The sequence below is a fragment of the Candidatus Dorea massiliensis AP6 genome (assembly GCF_964245105.1).
GTDB classification, from domain to species: domain Bacteria; phylum Bacillota; class Clostridia; order Lachnospirales; family Lachnospiraceae; genus Laedolimicola; species Laedolimicola intestinihominis.
Map to the genome: position 1 here is coordinate 225,429 of NZ_CAXTKW010000002.1, position 14,533 is coordinate 239,961.

The 14,533-nt window shown below is 51.2% G+C and carries 20 protein-coding genes; 14 read left to right on the plus strand and 6 right to left on the minus strand.

Annotated elements, in window-relative coordinates; all coding sequences use genetic code 11:
* Positions 1 to 3: 3 nt before the first annotated feature.
* The 6 genes from gmk to nagB all read left to right on the plus strand — a co-directional run bounded on the left by gmk (position 4) and on the right by nagB (position 3,135).
* Positions 4 to 633, plus strand: a complete 630-nt coding sequence (gene gmk / locus ACESZP_RS03470) for a guanylate kinase (protein ID WP_349163666.1) — start codon at positions 4 to 6, stop codon at positions 631 to 633.
* Positions 634 to 642: 9 nt separating this feature from the next.
* Entirely contained in the window at positions 643 to 972 is a 330-nt protein-coding gene (gene rpoZ / locus ACESZP_RS03475; protein WP_499708037.1) for a DNA-directed RNA polymerase subunit omega, read from the plus strand.
* 281 nt (positions 973 to 1,253) lie between these two features.
* Positions 1,254 to 1,460 (plus strand): PTS sugar transporter subunit IIB, encoded by a 207-nt coding sequence (locus ACESZP_RS03480; RefSeq protein ID WP_499708038.1) that lies wholly within the window; start codon positions 1,254 to 1,256, stop codon positions 1,458 to 1,460.
* A 2-nt stretch (positions 1,461 to 1,462) separates the two neighbouring features.
* A complete protein-coding gene (locus ACESZP_RS03485) occupies positions 1,463 to 1,720 on the plus strand; it encodes a PTS sugar transporter subunit IIB (RefSeq protein ID WP_499708039.1) in 258 nt (85 codons plus the stop codon).
* Entirely contained in the window at positions 1,672 to 2,229 is a 558-nt protein-coding gene (locus ACESZP_RS03490) for a serine hydrolase domain-containing protein (RefSeq protein WP_499708040.1), read from the plus strand. Before ACESZP_RS03485 ends, ACESZP_RS03490 begins: the two co-directional genes overlap by 49 nt.
* A gap of 174 nt (positions 2,230 to 2,403) precedes the next feature.
* Positions 2,404 to 3,135 carry a glucosamine-6-phosphate deaminase gene (gene nagB, locus ACESZP_RS03495; protein WP_178038530.1) on the plus strand — a complete coding sequence of 244 codons (732 nt, stop codon included), beginning with the start codon at positions 2,404 to 2,406 and terminating at the stop codon, positions 3,133 to 3,135.
* A 90-nt stretch (positions 3,136 to 3,225) separates the two neighbouring features.
* Here the strand turns inward: nagB and ACESZP_RS03500 are convergent, their stop codons facing one another.
* Positions 3,226 to 3,399: a DUF4250 family protein gene (locus tag ACESZP_RS03500; protein ID WP_178038531.1), complete on the minus strand. Its 174-nt coding sequence runs from the start codon at positions 3,397 to 3,399 to the stop codon at positions 3,226 to 3,228.
* A 122-nt stretch (positions 3,400 to 3,521) separates the two neighbouring features.
* On the opposite strand from ACESZP_RS03500, the gene ACESZP_RS03505 reads away from it, so the two are divergent.
* The 3 genes from ACESZP_RS03505 (at position 3,522) to ACESZP_RS03515 (ending at position 6,170) form a co-directional block, all read left to right on the plus strand.
* Positions 3,522 to 4,016, plus strand: coding sequence for a hypothetical protein (locus ACESZP_RS03505; RefSeq protein ID WP_499708041.1), 495 nt, complete (start codon positions 3,522 to 3,524; stop codon positions 4,014 to 4,016).
* A 75-nt stretch (positions 4,017 to 4,091) separates the two neighbouring features.
* Positions 4,092 to 4,823: a polysaccharide deacetylase family protein gene (locus ACESZP_RS03510; RefSeq protein ID WP_499708042.1), complete on the plus strand. Its 732-nt coding sequence runs from the start codon at positions 4,092 to 4,094 to the stop codon at positions 4,821 to 4,823.
* A gap of 27 nt (positions 4,824 to 4,850) precedes the next feature.
* A complete protein-coding gene (locus tag ACESZP_RS03515) occupies positions 4,851 to 6,170 on the plus strand; it encodes a replication-associated recombination protein A (protein ID WP_499708043.1) in 1,320 nt (439 codons plus the stop codon).
* 70 nt (positions 6,171 to 6,240) lie between these two features.
* Here the strand turns inward: ACESZP_RS03515 and ACESZP_RS03520 are convergent, their stop codons facing one another.
* Positions 6,241 to 6,762 (minus strand): peptidylprolyl isomerase, encoded by a 522-nt coding sequence (locus ACESZP_RS03520; RefSeq protein ID WP_178038535.1) that lies wholly within the window; start codon positions 6,760 to 6,762, stop codon positions 6,241 to 6,243.
* 84 nt (positions 6,763 to 6,846) lie between these two features.
* Here ACESZP_RS03520 and ACESZP_RS03525 point away from each other — a divergent pair, with 84 nt between their 5' ends.
* The gene (locus ACESZP_RS03525; protein WP_499708044.1) at positions 6,847 to 7,665 is read left to right on the plus strand and encodes a GNAT family N-acetyltransferase; all 819 of its coding nucleotides are present in this window, start codon (positions 6,847 to 6,849) and stop codon (positions 7,663 to 7,665) included.
* A 20-nt stretch (positions 7,666 to 7,685) separates the two neighbouring features.
* Here the strand turns inward: ACESZP_RS03525 and ACESZP_RS03530 are convergent, their stop codons facing one another.
* Positions 7,686 to 7,868 carry a hypothetical protein gene (locus tag ACESZP_RS03530; protein WP_499708045.1) on the minus strand — a complete coding sequence of 61 codons (183 nt, stop codon included), beginning with the start codon at positions 7,866 to 7,868 and terminating at the stop codon, positions 7,686 to 7,688.
* Between the two features lie 147 nt (positions 7,869 to 8,015).
* Here ACESZP_RS03530 and ACESZP_RS03535 point away from each other — a divergent pair, with 147 nt between their 5' ends.
* From ACESZP_RS03535 to ACESZP_RS03545, 3 genes are all read left to right on the plus strand, one after another.
* Positions 8,016 to 8,390 carry a hypothetical protein gene (locus ACESZP_RS03535; protein WP_499708046.1) on the plus strand — a complete coding sequence of 125 codons (375 nt, stop codon included), beginning with the start codon at positions 8,016 to 8,018 and terminating at the stop codon, positions 8,388 to 8,390.
* Positions 8,391 to 8,795: 405 nt separating this feature from the next.
* Positions 8,796 to 10,283, plus strand: a complete 1,488-nt coding sequence (locus ACESZP_RS03540; protein WP_499708047.1) for a methyltransferase — start codon at positions 8,796 to 8,798, stop codon at positions 10,281 to 10,283.
* An 8-nt stretch (positions 10,284 to 10,291) separates the two neighbouring features.
* Positions 10,292 to 10,918, plus strand: a complete 627-nt coding sequence (locus ACESZP_RS03545; protein WP_499708048.1) for a substrate-binding domain-containing protein — start codon at positions 10,292 to 10,294, stop codon at positions 10,916 to 10,918.
* A gap of 127 nt (positions 10,919 to 11,045) precedes the next feature.
* On the opposite strand, the gene ACESZP_RS03550 is transcribed toward ACESZP_RS03545, so the two are convergent.
* The 3 genes from ACESZP_RS03550 to ACESZP_RS03560 are packed head-to-tail and all read right to left on the minus strand — an operon-like array spanning position 11,046 to position 12,964.
* Positions 11,046 to 11,903: a hypothetical protein gene (locus ACESZP_RS03550; protein WP_499708049.1), complete on the minus strand. Its 858-nt coding sequence runs from the start codon at positions 11,901 to 11,903 to the stop codon at positions 11,046 to 11,048.
* Entirely contained in the window at positions 11,897 to 12,595 is a 699-nt protein-coding gene (locus tag ACESZP_RS03555) for an ATP-binding cassette domain-containing protein (protein ID WP_178038548.1), read from the minus strand. Before ACESZP_RS03555 ends, ACESZP_RS03550 begins: the two co-directional genes overlap by 7 nt.
* Positions 12,596 to 12,964: a GntR family transcriptional regulator gene (locus ACESZP_RS03560; protein ID WP_499708050.1), complete on the minus strand. Its 369-nt coding sequence runs from the start codon at positions 12,962 to 12,964 to the stop codon at positions 12,596 to 12,598. It abuts the gene before it with no gap.
* 548 nt (positions 12,965 to 13,512) lie between these two features.
* On the opposite strand from ACESZP_RS03560, the gene ACESZP_RS03565 reads away from it, so the two are divergent.
* Entirely contained in the window at positions 13,513 to 14,514 is a 1,002-nt protein-coding gene (locus ACESZP_RS03565; protein ID WP_499708051.1) for a DUF362 domain-containing protein, read from the plus strand.
* Positions 14,515 to 14,533: the final 19 nt, after the last annotated feature.

Genomic DNA, 14,533 nt, shown 5'->3' on the forward strand with positions numbered 1-14,533 from the left:
AAGATGGACAGAAAAGGAATTTTACTGGTTGTGTCCGGCTTCTCCGGCGCAGGAAAAGGAACACTGATGAAGGAGCTGGTCAGCCGTTATGATAATTACGCCCTTTCCATCTCTGCGACCACCCGCAGCCCCAGAGAGGGCGAGGTGGATGGAAGAGAGTACTTTTTCCGCACCAAAGAAGAATTCGAACAGATGATAGCCGATGAGGCGCTCATCGAGCACGCCTGCTATGTGGGCAATTATTACGGAACCCCGCGGGCTTATGTGGAAGAACAGCTGGCCCTGGGCAGGGACGTGATTCTGGAGATTGAGATTCAGGGAGCGCTGCAGATTAAGAAGCGGTTTCCGGATACGCTGCTGTTATTCGTATCCACGCCGGATGCGGAGACCCTGAAGAACCGTCTGATAGGCCGGGGAACCGAAAGCCTGGATGTGGTGGAGAAGCGTCTTTCCAGAGCTTCCGAGGAGGCCGAGGGCATTGAAAATTATGATTATTTCATCATCAATGATGATTTAGATACCTGTGTCACACAGGTGCATCAGATTATACAGGGCGAGCACAGCCGTGTTTCCCGCAATCTGGAGCTTATTAACACGATCAAAAAAGATATTAGCAAATTTCAGAAAGGTTAAGGTGAAAACATGTTACATCCGTCATATTCCGATTTAATGAAGGTCGTCAACAGCGAGGTAGAGGAGGGCGAAACTCCGGTAGTCAACAGCCGTTATTCCATCGTGCTGGCCACATCCAAGCGTGCCCGTCAGATCATCGGCGGCGAGGAGCCGTTCGTAGACGGCAAGGGCAAGAAGCCGCTGTCCATTGCTATCCAGGAGCTGGAGCAGGGTCTGATCAAGATCATGCCGGAGGATGACGACTCCTCAGATGAGATGGACGCAGAGCGCGCAGTGCTTCACGCAGATCATTACAATGAGGAGATGGCTGCAGAGCGTGCTGCAGAGGACGAAGAGTAAGCTGAAGGGGATAGAAAAGTCCGGGGGCAGACAGGTGAAAACCTGCCTGCCCTTATTTTTTACGCGAGCAACGAGCCAAAGTCTGTGCTTGCACAAGACCTTGGCGACTGCCGCGATAACTTGAGAAACTCGCGGAGCGTGTTTCTCATAGTTTCGGCAGATGTGGTTTGAAACAGAAAATGTAATGATATTTCAAAAAACAAATATTTGGAAAATATATTGAAATATATCAGGCAGTGGACTTTCTGCCGGAACATTCAGCGGATGAATTAAAAGAAAAAATGCAGAAGGCAGCACCTGTAAAGACTGCGAAGGTCGTACGCCGGGCGAATCCGGACGGCCCGAAGGGCGAGATTGTTCACGCAAGAGTGGATGAGCGTCTGATTCACGGTCAGGTAGCTATGGTATGGACCAATACCGTGGGCGCGACCCGCATTCTGGTGGCCAATGACGAGGCGCTGAAGGACGAGATGGTCTGTCTGGCCTGAAAATGGCGAAGCCGGCGGGTGTAAATCTGTCTATTACTACGGTAGCGCGTGCCGCGAAGCGCCTGAAGGAGAATGCGTATCCGGGCGAGCGCGTCTTCGTTATCACGAAGAATATCGCGGATATGGCAAAGCTGATCCGCGAGGGCGTAGAGATTGACAAAGTCAATGTGGGTAATGTGGCCAAAAGAGAAGGATCAAAAAATATAAGGTTGTGGGAACCACCACAAGAATTCTGCAGCTCATCGATGAGAAAAAACTGAATTTTGATACATCCGTATCAGAGCAGGTGTCTGAATTTCGTCATCCGGAAGTGACGGTGGGGCACCTGCTTCTGCATACCAGCGGGTTACAGGGCGATTTTGAGCGAAAAGGCGAACTGAAGGATAAGGAAGACCGGGGAATGGTCTGCGGAGTGGCCCACGATTCCAAGGCTTATCTTCTGGGAGAGAGCGGCAGTGCGGGAATTTTTTCCACGCTTTCGGATTTGATGAGTTTCGTGGAGGCGTATCTGCAGCGGGACGGACGACTGTTCAGTGAAGGGATGTTCCGGACGATTTTGGATACCACGTTCAAAGATCGAGGCCTGGGATGGAACAAGGAATACGGAAACCATATCCTGTATCATACCGGCTTTACCGGAACCTCGATTCTGATGGATATGGATACGCGGGAAGGCATGATTCTTCTGACCAACCGGATTCACCCGAGCAGAGACAATAAGGTATTTCTGGAAGAACGAATTGCGTTGAATCATTTGTGGCTTGACTAAAGATCCCAACGATCTAAAGGAAAAGTGACACAAAAACACAAATAAGTTGCACAAATCGGTAATCCCGTTGACAGAGTGTTTTTTCATTGCTAAGATGAAAATATCGAGGATATCGCGAAGGGAGAAAGCGGTATCATATCCAGTGGGAATGATTAATTTCAGGAGGGAATTTGTATGAATATCATTACAGTAAAGAATTACGAAGAAATGAGCAAGATGGCAGCGCACATTCTGGCAGCTCAGGTTATCGCGAAACCGGACAGCGTTCTGGGACTGGCTACCGGCTCCACCCCCATCGGCATCTATGACTGCCTGGCTGAGTGGTGCAAGAACGGCGAGGTAGACTTCTCCAAGGCTGCAACGGTCAATCTTGACGAATACAGAGGTCTGGATCACTCCAACGACCAGAGCTACTACTACTTCATGAATAAGCATCTGTTCAGCAGAATTAACATCGACCCGAGCCGCACCAACGTACCGGACGGAACCGAGCCGGATCCGGAGAAGGAGAGCAAGCGTTACGAGGCTCTGATTCAGGAACTTGGCGGAATCGACATCCAGCTTCTTGGTATCGGCCATGACGGACACATCGGATTTAATGAGCCGAACAGCTTCTTCGACAAAGAGACACATTGCGTAGACCTGACAGAGATGACCATTGAGGCCAACAAGCGTTTCTTTGAGTCCATCGACGACGTACCGCGTCAGGCATACACCATGGGCATCGGAACTATCATGTCCGCGAAGAAGATTCTGATGGTAGTCACAGGCGCAGACAAGGCAGACATCGTGGCAAAGGCATTCTACGGCGAGGTAACACCGGAGGTTCCGGCTTCCATCATTCAGTTCCATCCGAATGTAACCGTTATTTGCGACGAAGCAGCCATGTCCAAGGTACAGAAATAAAAAAGAAAACCCAACAAAACCCATGCATATGGAGGGGAGTGCCGTCGAGCGCTCCCCTCGTTGTTTTGGTGCGTAGTTTGTGAAAAAGAATCAGGTAAACTGGTTGGTGTCTGGATCGTAGACGTAGTCCACGGAGGCCAGGGAAGACTCGATGGCGCTGCGCTCCAGGTTTTCGGAACGGCACAGGTCGTCCAGGGATGCGTAGTGATCGCGAAGCTGCGTGTTCATCCAGCTTAAAAGCATAATAGGATCCTTAGGAATCATGGGAAATTACCTCCTGACAAAAAAGATTAGGATAACTGTAAGACATTCTCCCGGAACTTGCAAGGATTATTTTTTTCTGGTACACTGAGAGCCAGAGAGCTTGCAAAAGGAGAAGGGAAAATATGGAAAATACAGAAGAGATGAAAGCAAAGAAAAAAGCGGCGCAGCGGCTGACTACAGGTATTATCATCGGAATGACCGTAATCGTGCTCGGCTATGTGGCGTATGCCCTGGTTACGAAAAACATCAATATGCGAATTTTTGAAGTGCTGCTGGGTATCTTTGTAATTGGCTATCTGGTGCTTTCCGACGTGGTGGAGCCCTGGCTGACCGGTCTTTTGAAGGATATGACCCAGATGAGAAAGACCGCGTATCTGAAAATACTGGGGCTGGACGTTGTTGGCGCGGGAGCTTTGCTGTACTGGATTGTGGGGATGGATTCTGAGGCAGGAAATAACCTCCTGATTCCGGTACTGGTTTATTTCCTGGCAAATCAGATGAAACGGAAGCTGCGTCCGGAATTTGAAGGAATTACAGAGAAGATCCTGAAGGACCAGGCAGAAGCGTCTGACGAAGAGGAGACAGATCCGGAAGAACTGTCCGACAAAGAGAAATAAGAAAAGCGGCGGAGCAGGATTCTATGCCTGCTCTTCCGGCATATATTACAGTAAAAGCAAACCGGGAGAGCGGCCGTGAATAGAAGAAGCAGGAGAAATCCGGAATGGAAGCGGGGACTCAGGAAGGGGCTTCTGGGGCTTATGCTGGTGCTGGGCGCCTTTTTCTGGCGTAAAAATCAGGAGGCCGGACAGCAGATCCGAACCGGATCGGAATCTGTCAGAAGCGCAGAAGCGGATCCGGTGGGCCGGGAGACAAAGCGGCTTGCCCTGACCTTTGATGACGGTCCGCATCCTTATTATACGGATTTGCTGCTGGACGGTCTTGCGGATCGCGGTGTAAAAGCCACCTTTTTTCTACTGGGCGAGAATATCGAGGGCCGGGAGGATATCATCCGGCGCATGCATGAGGAAGGGCATCTCATCGGCAATCATACCTTTTACCATGTGGACGTGAACAGTCTGCCCTTAAAAGAGGCCTGCGCGGAGATTCAGGACACCAGCAGCGCCATTACCGCCATCACCGGACAGCAGGTGGAATACGTGCGTCCGCCCTACGGAAGCTGGAATAAGGAACTGGAATGTGAGGTGCTGATGATTCCGGTATTCTGGACCCTGGATACCCTGGACTGGAAGGTGAAAAATGTCGACCAGATTGTGCGGGAGGTACTATCCGATGTGGAGGAAAACGATGTGATTCTCATGCATGATTCCTACCGGACCACCGTGGATGCGGCCCTTCGGATTGTGGATGCGCTGCAGGAAAAAGGGTACGAATTTGTGACGGCGGACGAACTGATTCTGGAGTAGTGCGCCTGGGTACAAGGAGAGATACAGATGGATTTATTTGATTATATGCGGGAAAATACACAGAAGCAGGAGGCGCCGCTGGCGTCCCGGCTGCGTCCCCGGACCCTGGACGAGATTGTGGGACAGAAGCATATCTTAGGAAAGGACAAGCTGCTATACCGGGCCATCCGGGCCGATAAATTAAGCTCGCTGATCTTTTACGGACCGCCCGGCACCGGCAAGACCACCATTGCCCGTGTCATCGCCAATACGACAAAGGCGGATTTTACCCAGCTGAACGCCACGGTGGCCGGCAAGAAGGATATGGAGGCTGTGGTAAATCGGGCCAAGGATAACCTGGGGATGTATGGCCGCAAGACCATCCTGTTCGTGGACGAGATTCACCGGTTTAATAAGGGGCAGCAGGATTATCTTCTGCCCTTCGTGGAAGACGGTACGGTGATTCTCATAGGAGCCACCACCGAGAATCCCTATTTCGAAGTAAATGGAGCTTTACTGTCCCGTTCTGTGATTTTTGAATTGAAAGCACTGGAAAAATCAGATATTCTGGAACTGATTCACCGGGCTCTGACGGATAAAGAGCGGGGCATGGGCGCGTATCAGGCGGAGATCACCGACGAAGCGGCGGATTTTCTGGCGGATATCGCAGGCGGTGACGCCCGGTCGGCCCTGAACGCCATCGAGCTTGGCGTGCTGACCACGGAGCCCTCCGGGGACGGGCGGATTCACCTGACGCTGGAGGTGATGTCCGAGTGCATCCAGAAGCGGACGGTGCGCTACGACAAGACCGGCGACAATCACTACGATACCATTTCCGCCTTTATCAAAAGTATGCGCGGCTCCGATCCGGACGCGGCAGTCTATTATCTGGCGAAAATGATTTACGCGGGGGAGGATGAACGGTTTATCGCCCGCAGAATTATGATTTGCGCGTCTGAGGATGTGGGAAACGCGGATCCCATGGCTTTAACCGTGGCGGTATCAGCAGCTCAGGCCGTGGAGCGCATCGGTTTTCCGGAAGCACAGATTATCCTGGCCCAGGCGGCTTCCTATGTAGCCTGCGCGCCCAAGAGCAATTCCGCAGTCAATGCCATCTTTGCGGCTATGGAGTCGGTGAAGACAAAGCGCACCAGCGTGCCGCCCCATCTGCAGGACGCCCATTATCCGGGTGCGGGCAAGCTGGGTCATGGTACAGGGTATAAGTACGCCCATGATTACCCGAATCATTATGTAGAGCAGCAGTATCTGCCTGACGAGGTGCTGGAAGAGAAGTTTTATGAGTTGTCAGATAATGGGTATGAGAGACAGATCAAAGAGCATTTTAAGAAAATAAAGGGTGAGGCATAGACCGCTTTATGCCGGAAAAAGAACAGGACGGGGAAGTGCGCATAGACTTCTCCGTCCTGTGTGATAAGACTTACAGTTTTTCCGGCTCCGGATAATCCACGCCGAAGGTATCGACAGTCACAGTCTTCATGACCTGCGGTTTCATGGGACGATCGCGGAAATCGGTGCGTGTGGTGGCGATCTTGTCTACCACATCAAGTCCCTCGATGACCTTTCCAAAAGCCGCGTAAGCGCCGTCCAGATGGGGACTGGTCTTATGCATGATGAAGAACTGGGAGCCTGCGGAGTCCGGATGCATGGCTCTGGCCATGGACAGGACGCCTGGTGTGTGAGCCAGATCGTTCTGGACGCCGTTCTGGGAGAACTCGCCCTTGATGGAGTAGCCCGGTCCGCCGGTTCCGGTGCCCTGGGGGCAGCCGCCCTGAATCATGAAGCCGTTGATAACGCGGTGGAAATTCAGTCCGTTATAGAAACCCTTCTTCACGAGGCTGATGAAATTGTTGACTGTGTTGGGTGCGATTTCCGGATAAAGCTCTGCTTTGATGATATCGCCATTTTCCATTTCAATGGTAACTACCGGATTCTGTGCCATAATGTATTCCTCCATTTTGTTAATATCCGTATTTATCTATTATTTTAGCCGAAAACAGGGAGAACGTAAAGGAGTTTTTCGAAAATGCTGAAAGGACTGATTATACAGGCGTCCCACACAGAGGCGCTGGAGGCCGCTCTGACAGCCTCCGGGCTTCCCTGGAGGAAGGTTCCGGGCGGCAGCGGGAAAGCGATTTCCAAGGCCTCCGGAAGCCTTGGAAAGCCCAAAGAGCTATTGTGCTTGGTGGAGACAGACGCAGAGGAAAAAGCCGCGCTGGAGCAGGGCTTCTTCTGTATCGGGTATCTGAATCCGGAACTGTCCGGCCAGAAGCTGTCTGGCTGCCGGATCCTGCTGGAGGGCTTTGAGGAGATTGATCGAGAATTTCTGGAGCAGGTACATACGAGAGCCCTGGGGCTTCCAGTCACCATCGCGGAAACAGCACGTCTGCGGATTCGGGAAATGACGCTTGCTGACCTGCCCGCGCTCAATGCCCTGTGCCGGGAAAACGGGTATGATGAAATGGGAGAGGAAGAAGCGAAGGCTTATATTAAGTATATGTATGGCCTCTATCAGTGTGGAATGTGGGTGGTACTGGAGAAGGAGAGCGGCAGAATCATCGGCCGCGCCGGTTTTGGAATCGCCGATTATCTCCCGGAGGCGGAGCTGGATCTGGGATATCTGATTGACACGCCTTATCGAAGACAGGGCTACGGGGAGGAAGCCTGCCGGGCAGCGCTGGATTACGGAAGGGACTGGTTGGAACTTCCGGAGATCAGTGCTTACGCAGAGGCGGAAAACACGGCATCCTGCCATTTACTGGAAAAACTTGGATTCAGGCGGGAGCAGGAGTTTACCTGTAAAGAACAGAAAATGTATCGATACCGGAAGGACTTTGGATATTAAAAAACGGCAGTAATTAGAAATTAATGGGTTCCGCCCTTGCCGCTTCCGCCCATGACGATATCATCGTCTACCATGGGCTGCAGCCACAGCTCGCCCGGTGTCTCCGGGATATACGGCATCAGGATATAGGACGGGTAGTCCTTATCGTGGTAAATCTTGTAGTTGATGGTGTTCGCACTCGGGAGAGGTCCTAAGTGATCCATCTTAGCCTGCCATGCGCCGGACTGAGGCTGGAAGTTTAGTTACTGTTCACGGTGTTCACAGTAACACGCTGCGCTATGCACAGAAATTACGCGGCTCGCGTAATTTCGCGCGAAATACACGAATTACGAAAAAATGAGGTAAATGTTATGGCAGAATACACCTGGGCCTTTGATAAAAGTTTTTTAGTTTTTCTGGGGATTGCATTCCTTTCAATGACGATAGCGACGAAAATACGATCCATGATTCCGATGCCGCTGATCTACGGCGTGATATTTATCATTGGCTTCGCCACAGGTAACCTGCCGAAGGATATGCTGCTGTCGGCCAATATGATCGCGGTGGGAACCATCGCCTATAACGTGCTGGTGGTTCATTCTGGTACGATGATCAATTTCCGGATGCCGAGGGCGAAGAAGAAGGAGACGCTTCTGAGCCTCATATCGCTGGCGGCGCTTCCTGTGCCATTGCTTCCCGGGCCGTGTTCGCAGAGCATCCGGAGCTGGCCGTATTTCCGTGGCTGATCTTCATGCTACAATCTACCGTATTGGCAAATGTGCCGATCAACAGCTACATCACTGCGCTGCTCTTCGGTATTGTACTGGGGGTTGGTATCCTGACATTGTTTGTGTAAGAATACAGGTGTAAGACGAAATTTTCGAAATGTATTGGGAAATTATATAGGGGTGGAAGGGAGCGTCATTTTCAGATGGCGGTCCTTTCTTATTGGAAATAAAAAGATAGCAGCCTGCGGGGCAGGCATTCAAATCTGGTATGCAAATGCGTTGGCAGATCGGGTGGAATGTGATAGAATATCATTGGGTATGCAACCTTGCCGAATGGCATCCAAAGCGGAGCGTGTATATCCGAAGGATATGGGAAAATAACCATAACTGTGAAAATTATGTATCAGGAAGGAAACGAACACCTTGTATAATTTATACGAAAAAATAAAAAACGGAGAAGACGTAAGACAGAGCCTGTCCATCATGCGGGGACTTCTGCGGGATAAGAAAGAAGGACCGGCGGCAGGTCTGTGGCTGGATGAGAAATTCGAGGAGGAGCCGGAATTCTGGCTGTCCCTTTTGAAATCCGAGGATCCCAAGATTCGGAAAAATGCGGCTCTGGTGCTGGGACTGCTGGGCAGAGACGAGTGCAGGGACGCGCTGCTTGCAGCCTATGAGAAGGAAGAACAGCGCTTTGTAAAGAGCGCCTATCTGCTGGCGCTTCAGGGCTGCGACTGCGAGGAGCAGCTGCCGTTTCTGAAAGAGCGCAGACGTATTCTGCTGGGAGAAAAGCGGACCGCAGAAAACGATAAGCATCTTCGCGAAGAGCTGGAAGCCCTGAACGGCCTGATTTCCGAATATGAGACTGCGAAGAAACGTCGGTTTACAGGCAAAAACGAACTGTCAGATGTGATCCTGACCACTTGGAAAGACTACCGGGATCTGACAGCCTGTCAGATCACCTGCGGTGAAGTCACCATGATGGGATCCGGCATGCGGGTAAAAGACGGGGATCTCAGAGAACTTCTGTCCATCCGAACCTGGCGGGAACTGCTGTTCTGCCTGGATATCGATGAGGTATCCCGGGAAAACGCCGCCAAAGAGCTGGCAGAATCCAATCTGCGGGAAGTCCTGAAGCGATACTACGAGGGCGGCGCTCCCTGGCAGTTCCGGATCGAATGCCGCAGCAAAATGAACCTGGAGGAGCGCAGCCGCTTTACCAAAAAACTGGCAGACGGCCTGATGCTGGAGACCGGCGGCACTATGCTGAACGATACGTCAGATTATGAGGTAGAGCTTCGCCTTAACGAGAAAAAATCCGGCGGATTCCTGCCCTTACTTAAATTCTCCGGCCTGCCGGATCGCCGCTTCGCCTACCGGAAACACAGCGTGGCAGCCTCCATGCAGCCTGCCCTGGCTGCCGTACTGGCAGAACTGGCAAAACCTTACATGAAAGAAAATGCCCGGGTGCTGGATCCCTTCTGCGGCGTGGGTACCCTGCTCTTTGAGCGGAACTACGCAGTACACGCCGACACCCTCTATGGCACCGACATCTTTGGCCCGGCCATAAAAGCCGCCCGGGAAAACGCCGCCACAGCAGGCATCCCGGCCCATTTCATCAACAAAGACATGCGGGACTTCAGCCATGAATATAAATTCGATGAAATCATCACCGACATGCCCGGCGAGGGCAAAAACCGCACCGCCCACGATGTGGACTGTCTGTACCGCGCCCTGTTCGAGAGGGCAGAAGCATTGCTGAAGTCCGGCTCCATGATTTTTGTATACGCCCATGACCGGGGCTACGCAAAGCGCTGGATACGGGAGAACAAAGGGCTTAAGCTTGAAAAAGAGTGGCGGATCAGTGAGAAAGAGGACACCTGGTATCTGGCAGTCCGCTATGAAGGATAACTGGAAAAATGTGGAAGAACAAGAAACGAGAACAGACAGAGCATCCGGAACGCGGAACCGGGTGCAGCATCAGAAAGCAGGGGCTGCTGCTGGCATGCGCATTGCTGGGGATATTGCTGTGTGGGCCGCTTAGCGGCTGCGGGCAGGAAAAAGTGGCGGAGGCAGAAGCCTCAGAGAAGAAATCCGAAGCGATAGAACAGAAAAATCCAGATGTCGGAGAACAGATTTCACGTATCGGTCTGATATTGACCAGCCGGGACGATCCGGAGAATGAACAGGTACAGACAGACTTTGAGAATCTGGCGGAAGCTCTGGGCGCAGAGCTTCATGTAAAGATGCCGGACGTATCCGCTGCAGAAGCAGACGAGGCCCGTGGGCTGGAGTATCGTACCTTTGCCCTCTGTGACGTAGATCCGATAGAGTATCAGATGCTGGCAGTCAACGAGCTGATGGCCGAGGACGTAGACGTAATTGCGATTCACGCCAATCATGAAGAAGCGCTGGAAAGTGTTCTCTCAGCCGCACGTAGTGTCGGCGTCCGCGTGATAGCGTTTGAACAGCCGGTTACGGATGCAGGCTGTGATGGATATGCGGAGACATCGGAAGAGGCAGTGGCAGTAATAAAAAGTGAATAACGGACGGAAAACCGGAACCCAGCCCGGGGAATTTTTCTTTCGAGGTGTTCGGACGCTTCGCGGACACCGTAGTGAAAGAAAGATTCCCCGGGCTGGGTCCCGGTTTTCCTCTTTTTCGTCCGTCTTATTATTCCAAATTCAAACTATTCTTCATAAAGTAGGCCGTCAGCCAATAACAAACCCCACCCTGCATCAACGAAATTAAAGCCGAAATAACCGAACTAAGCCAGAAAGCCGTCGTATTAGACCAGCTGGCCGAAAACATATGAGCCGTGAACGACAGACCGGAAAACAGAGAAGTCCCAGTGGAATAGGTAGTAGCAGTAATTCCGGTCAGAATACCGGCAATTACGTTAGAAAGAATCGTAACGCCCACAAAAATACCGACAGAAGACAAAATTTTATGGGTATGAAAGCTATGTCCAATGGTAATACACATATAGTAAATCAGGATACTCGCCATTTCCGATAAAACAAAAAGCGGAATCCACACAAGCCCTGCAGCAACCGGAGATACCCCGAAATTGTCCCGAAAACTGATAAACAGAGTAGGGACCTCATCAAAGACCGCAGAGATCAGATCCTTGTTCAAAAGCATCACCAGAATAGAAAGAATGAGAAGCACCGTATCGATGGCAATCCAGACAGTCGTCACGATCAGCTTTCCCCAGATCTGTTCATGGACAGATACCGGAAGCGTGTGCATCAGGTACCCTTCATCTGTGAACAGATTTTTTTGAAATCGCAGGATCGACAGATAAATGGAAGTAATCAGCGCGATGGCGACCAGCGCGATGACATAAAAAATAATCAGAGATGTGTCCGCAAAGGTCATCCAAACATTCCCGTCGTTGAAGCGCGGACGGTTCAGCGCCAGCTGAACATAAAAGCGGCCGAAAATCGTAATGGCAATGAGCCCCAGATGCAGCGGAATCATCAACCGGTTCACTGCCTTAAATTCGTATTTTATCAATTTTCCTAACATCTGAATACCTCCCTGAATAAAGTGTCCACCGATTTCCCTTCCTGCTCCCGGATAGCATCCACGGAAGTATGCAGGCGGATGTGGCCGTTCTGGATGAAAATCACGTCGTCCAGCACATTTTCAATATCGGAAATGAGGTGAGTCGAGATCAGAACCGACGCATTTTCATTATAATTGGAAATGATTGTCTGGAGAATATAGTCCCGGGCTGCCGGATCCACGCCGCCGATGGGCTCGTCCAGGCAGTACAGGTCAGCGTCCCGGCTCATAACCATGATGAGCTGCACCTTTTCCTTGGTACCCTTGGACATGGTGGACAGGCGGGCCGTCGGGTCGATGCCCAGACGCTGGAGCATATCTTCGGCGCGGTTCCGGCGGAAGTCCGCGTAGAAATCGCAGAAGAAGTCCAGAATGTCGTTGACTTTCATCCAGCTGTTGAAATACGTGCGTTCAGGCAGGTAAGAGACGACTTTTTTGGTGTCAGGGCCGGGCTCATTTCCATTGATGTACAGCTGTCCGGCGGTGGGAGCGAGCAGGCCGTTGATAAGCTTGATCAGGGTCGTCTTGCCGCTGCCGTTTGGTCCTAAGAGGCCGATGATGCGGCCCCGGGGTAAGGTCAGGTTCAGGTTGTCCAGGGCAGCCTTGGAGCCGTATTGCTTGGTGAGCCCTGTACAGGTTAAGAGTTCGTTCATTTACACTTCCTCCTTGCTTTCTTCGATGAGAAGCTGAATGCTTTCTTCTCTGGTGTATCCTAAGTGAGCCATGGCTTCCAGAAACTGATAGATCAGGTCGTGGGCCAGCTGGTGTTTCAGATTTTGCATAATGGCGGTGTCCTCGGTGATGTATCTGCCGCTGGTGCGCTGAGTGTAGACCAGGCCGCTGCGTTCCAGCTCGGCCAGAGCTTTTTGCATGGTGTTGGGGTTGACGGCGGCTTCGGCGGCCAGTTCCCGCACGGATGGAAGCTTTTGGCCGGGCTTATAGATGCCGGCGATGATTTTGGATTTGATGATGTCTTCCAGCTGTAGGTAGATGGGACGGGTGTCATCAAGGATCCAGGGCATGGGATCACGCTCCTTTCACATAGTTACAGACAAATTGTATTACTTAATTAGTACAATAGAATATTCATGAAAAAATGTCAAGGATATAGAAAGAATCTTCAGAAAGTCTTAATAAATAAGGGGGACGGAAGGCCGGATCAAACGGTAACCCGGGCATCAAGCCCGTCAGGTTCGCTATCAGAGCAAGAGTAGAGATAACAAGATTTTTATACCACCAAGCTCCCCAAAGGCCTCCAGCTTCTCCATAACAGCATTCATAATAACTTTAATACTCCTTTCTTATCATACAAGCACATATTACATATACCCCTATTGGTATATGACTTGTAACGACACACTATACCCATAGGGGTATAAAGCCAAGACACAAAATATAAAAAACTGCAACTCTCCGGCCCCTCTCTTCCGTCCGTCTTAGAATAAGTAAGCAGGAGATAAAAAATCCTTGACTTCAACCCTACTTTAAGGTTTAAAATAAAATCAGAGTAGGCTATTTTTATCCGAAAGCATTATTTTGCCAAAAGCATCTGTAAAAGGAGGATTTCAACATGTCAGATCAGAAAACACCCGGAACCGGCGGTGATCACTATATTTCCTATGAGGAGCGCACCGGCGGCGAATCCACCGTATACTTCACCAAAAACCTCACCGCAGAAGGACTGCATAACATATTTCAGAAAGTAGGCGGCCACCTGACCGGCAAAGTGGCAGTGAAGCTGCACACCGGCGAAAAGCACGGTCCGAACATCATTCCGCGTCCGTGGGTAGAAGCACTCATCAAAAACGACATCCCGAATGGCAACATCGTCGAGACCAACACCTATTACGAGGGCGACCGCTACACCACCGAAGCCCATCGTGAGACTCTGAAAGTCAACGGCTGGACCTTCTGCCCCGTAGACATCATGGACGAGGACGGCACAGCTCTGTTCCCGATTAAAGGCGGCAAATGGTTCAAAGAAATGTCCGTAGGCAAAAACCTGGCGAACTACGACTCCTTCCTGGCTCTGACCCATTTCAAAGGACATACCATGGGCGGCTTCGGCGGATCCAATAAGAACATCGGTATCGGCTGCGCAGACGGCCGCATCGGAAAAAAATGGATCCACACCGTAGAGGGATCCGACAACCAGTGGAGCATCGCCGAAGAAGAATTCATGGAGCGCATGACCGAATCCACCAAATCCGTCTTTGACCATTTCGGCGATAAGATTGTATACATCAACGTTCTTCGCAACATGTCAGTATCCTGCGACTGCGAAGGAGTGGCAGCAGAGCCGGTAGTCACCCCGAACATCGGCATCGTAGCCTCCACCGACATCCTGGCCGTAGACCAGGCCTCCGTAGATCTGGTATACGCCCTGAATGAGCATGATCATCACGCCCTGGTAGAGCGCATGGAGACCCGCCACGGCCTGCGCCAGCTCACCTACATGAAAGAGCTGGGGATGGGAAATGACCGGTATCATCTGCTTGACATCGACGAGAACGACAAGGAAATCAGCGTAAAAGAAGCGGTAAAGGATGTAAAGCCGTTCCACGCGGAATAAAATTCAAAAATTGCTTGAA

Coding starts and splice junctions, on each gene's coding strand:
- gmk (WP_349163666.1), top strand. CDS start 4: ATGGACAGAAAAGGAATTTTACTGGTTGTGTCCGGCTTCTCCGGCGCA.
- rpoZ (WP_499708037.1), top strand. CDS start 643: ATGTTACATCCGTCATATTCCGATTTAATGAAGGTCGTCAACAGCGAG.
- ACESZP_RS03480 (WP_499708038.1), top strand. CDS start 1,254: ATGCAGAAGGCAGCACCTGTAAAGACTGCGAAGGTCGTACGCCGGGCG.
- ACESZP_RS03485 (WP_499708039.1), top strand. CDS start 1,463: ATGGCGAAGCCGGCGGGTGTAAATCTGTCTATTACTACGGTAGCGCGT.
- nagB (WP_178038530.1), top strand. CDS start 2,404: ATGAATATCATTACAGTAAAGAATTACGAAGAAATGAGCAAGATGGCA.
- ACESZP_RS03500 (WP_178038531.1), bottom strand. CDS start 3,399: ATGATTCCTAAGGATCCTATTATGCTTTTAAGCTGGATGAACACGCAG.
- ACESZP_RS03505 (WP_499708041.1), top strand. CDS start 3,522: ATGGAAAATACAGAAGAGATGAAAGCAAAGAAAAAAGCGGCGCAGCGG.
- ACESZP_RS03515 (WP_499708043.1), top strand. CDS start 4,851: ATGGATTTATTTGATTATATGCGGGAAAATACACAGAAGCAGGAGGCG.
- ACESZP_RS03520 (WP_178038535.1), bottom strand. CDS start 6,762: ATGGCACAGAATCCGGTAGTTACCATTGAAATGGAAAATGGCGATATC.
- ACESZP_RS03525 (WP_499708044.1), top strand. CDS start 6,847: ATGCTGAAAGGACTGATTATACAGGCGTCCCACACAGAGGCGCTGGAG.
- ACESZP_RS03530 (WP_499708045.1), bottom strand. CDS start 7,868: ATGGATCACTTAGGACCTCTCCCGAGTGCGAACACCATCAACTACAAG.
- ACESZP_RS03535 (WP_499708046.1), top strand. CDS start 8,016: ATGGCAGAATACACCTGGGCCTTTGATAAAAGTTTTTTAGTTTTTCTG.
- ACESZP_RS03545 (WP_499708048.1), top strand. CDS start 10,292: ATGTGGAAGAACAAGAAACGAGAACAGACAGAGCATCCGGAACGCGGA.
- ACESZP_RS03550 (WP_499708049.1), bottom strand. CDS start 11,903: ATGTTAGGAAAATTGATAAAATACGAATTTAAGGCAGTGAACCGGTTG.
- ACESZP_RS03555 (WP_178038548.1), bottom strand. CDS start 12,595: ATGAACGAACTCTTAACCTGTACAGGGCTCACCAAGCAATACGGCTCC.
- ACESZP_RS03560 (WP_499708050.1), bottom strand. CDS start 12,964: ATGCCCTGGATCCTTGATGACACCCGTCCCATCTACCTACAGCTGGAA.
- ACESZP_RS03565 (WP_499708051.1), top strand. CDS start 13,513: ATGTCAGATCAGAAAACACCCGGAACCGGCGGTGATCACTATATTTCC.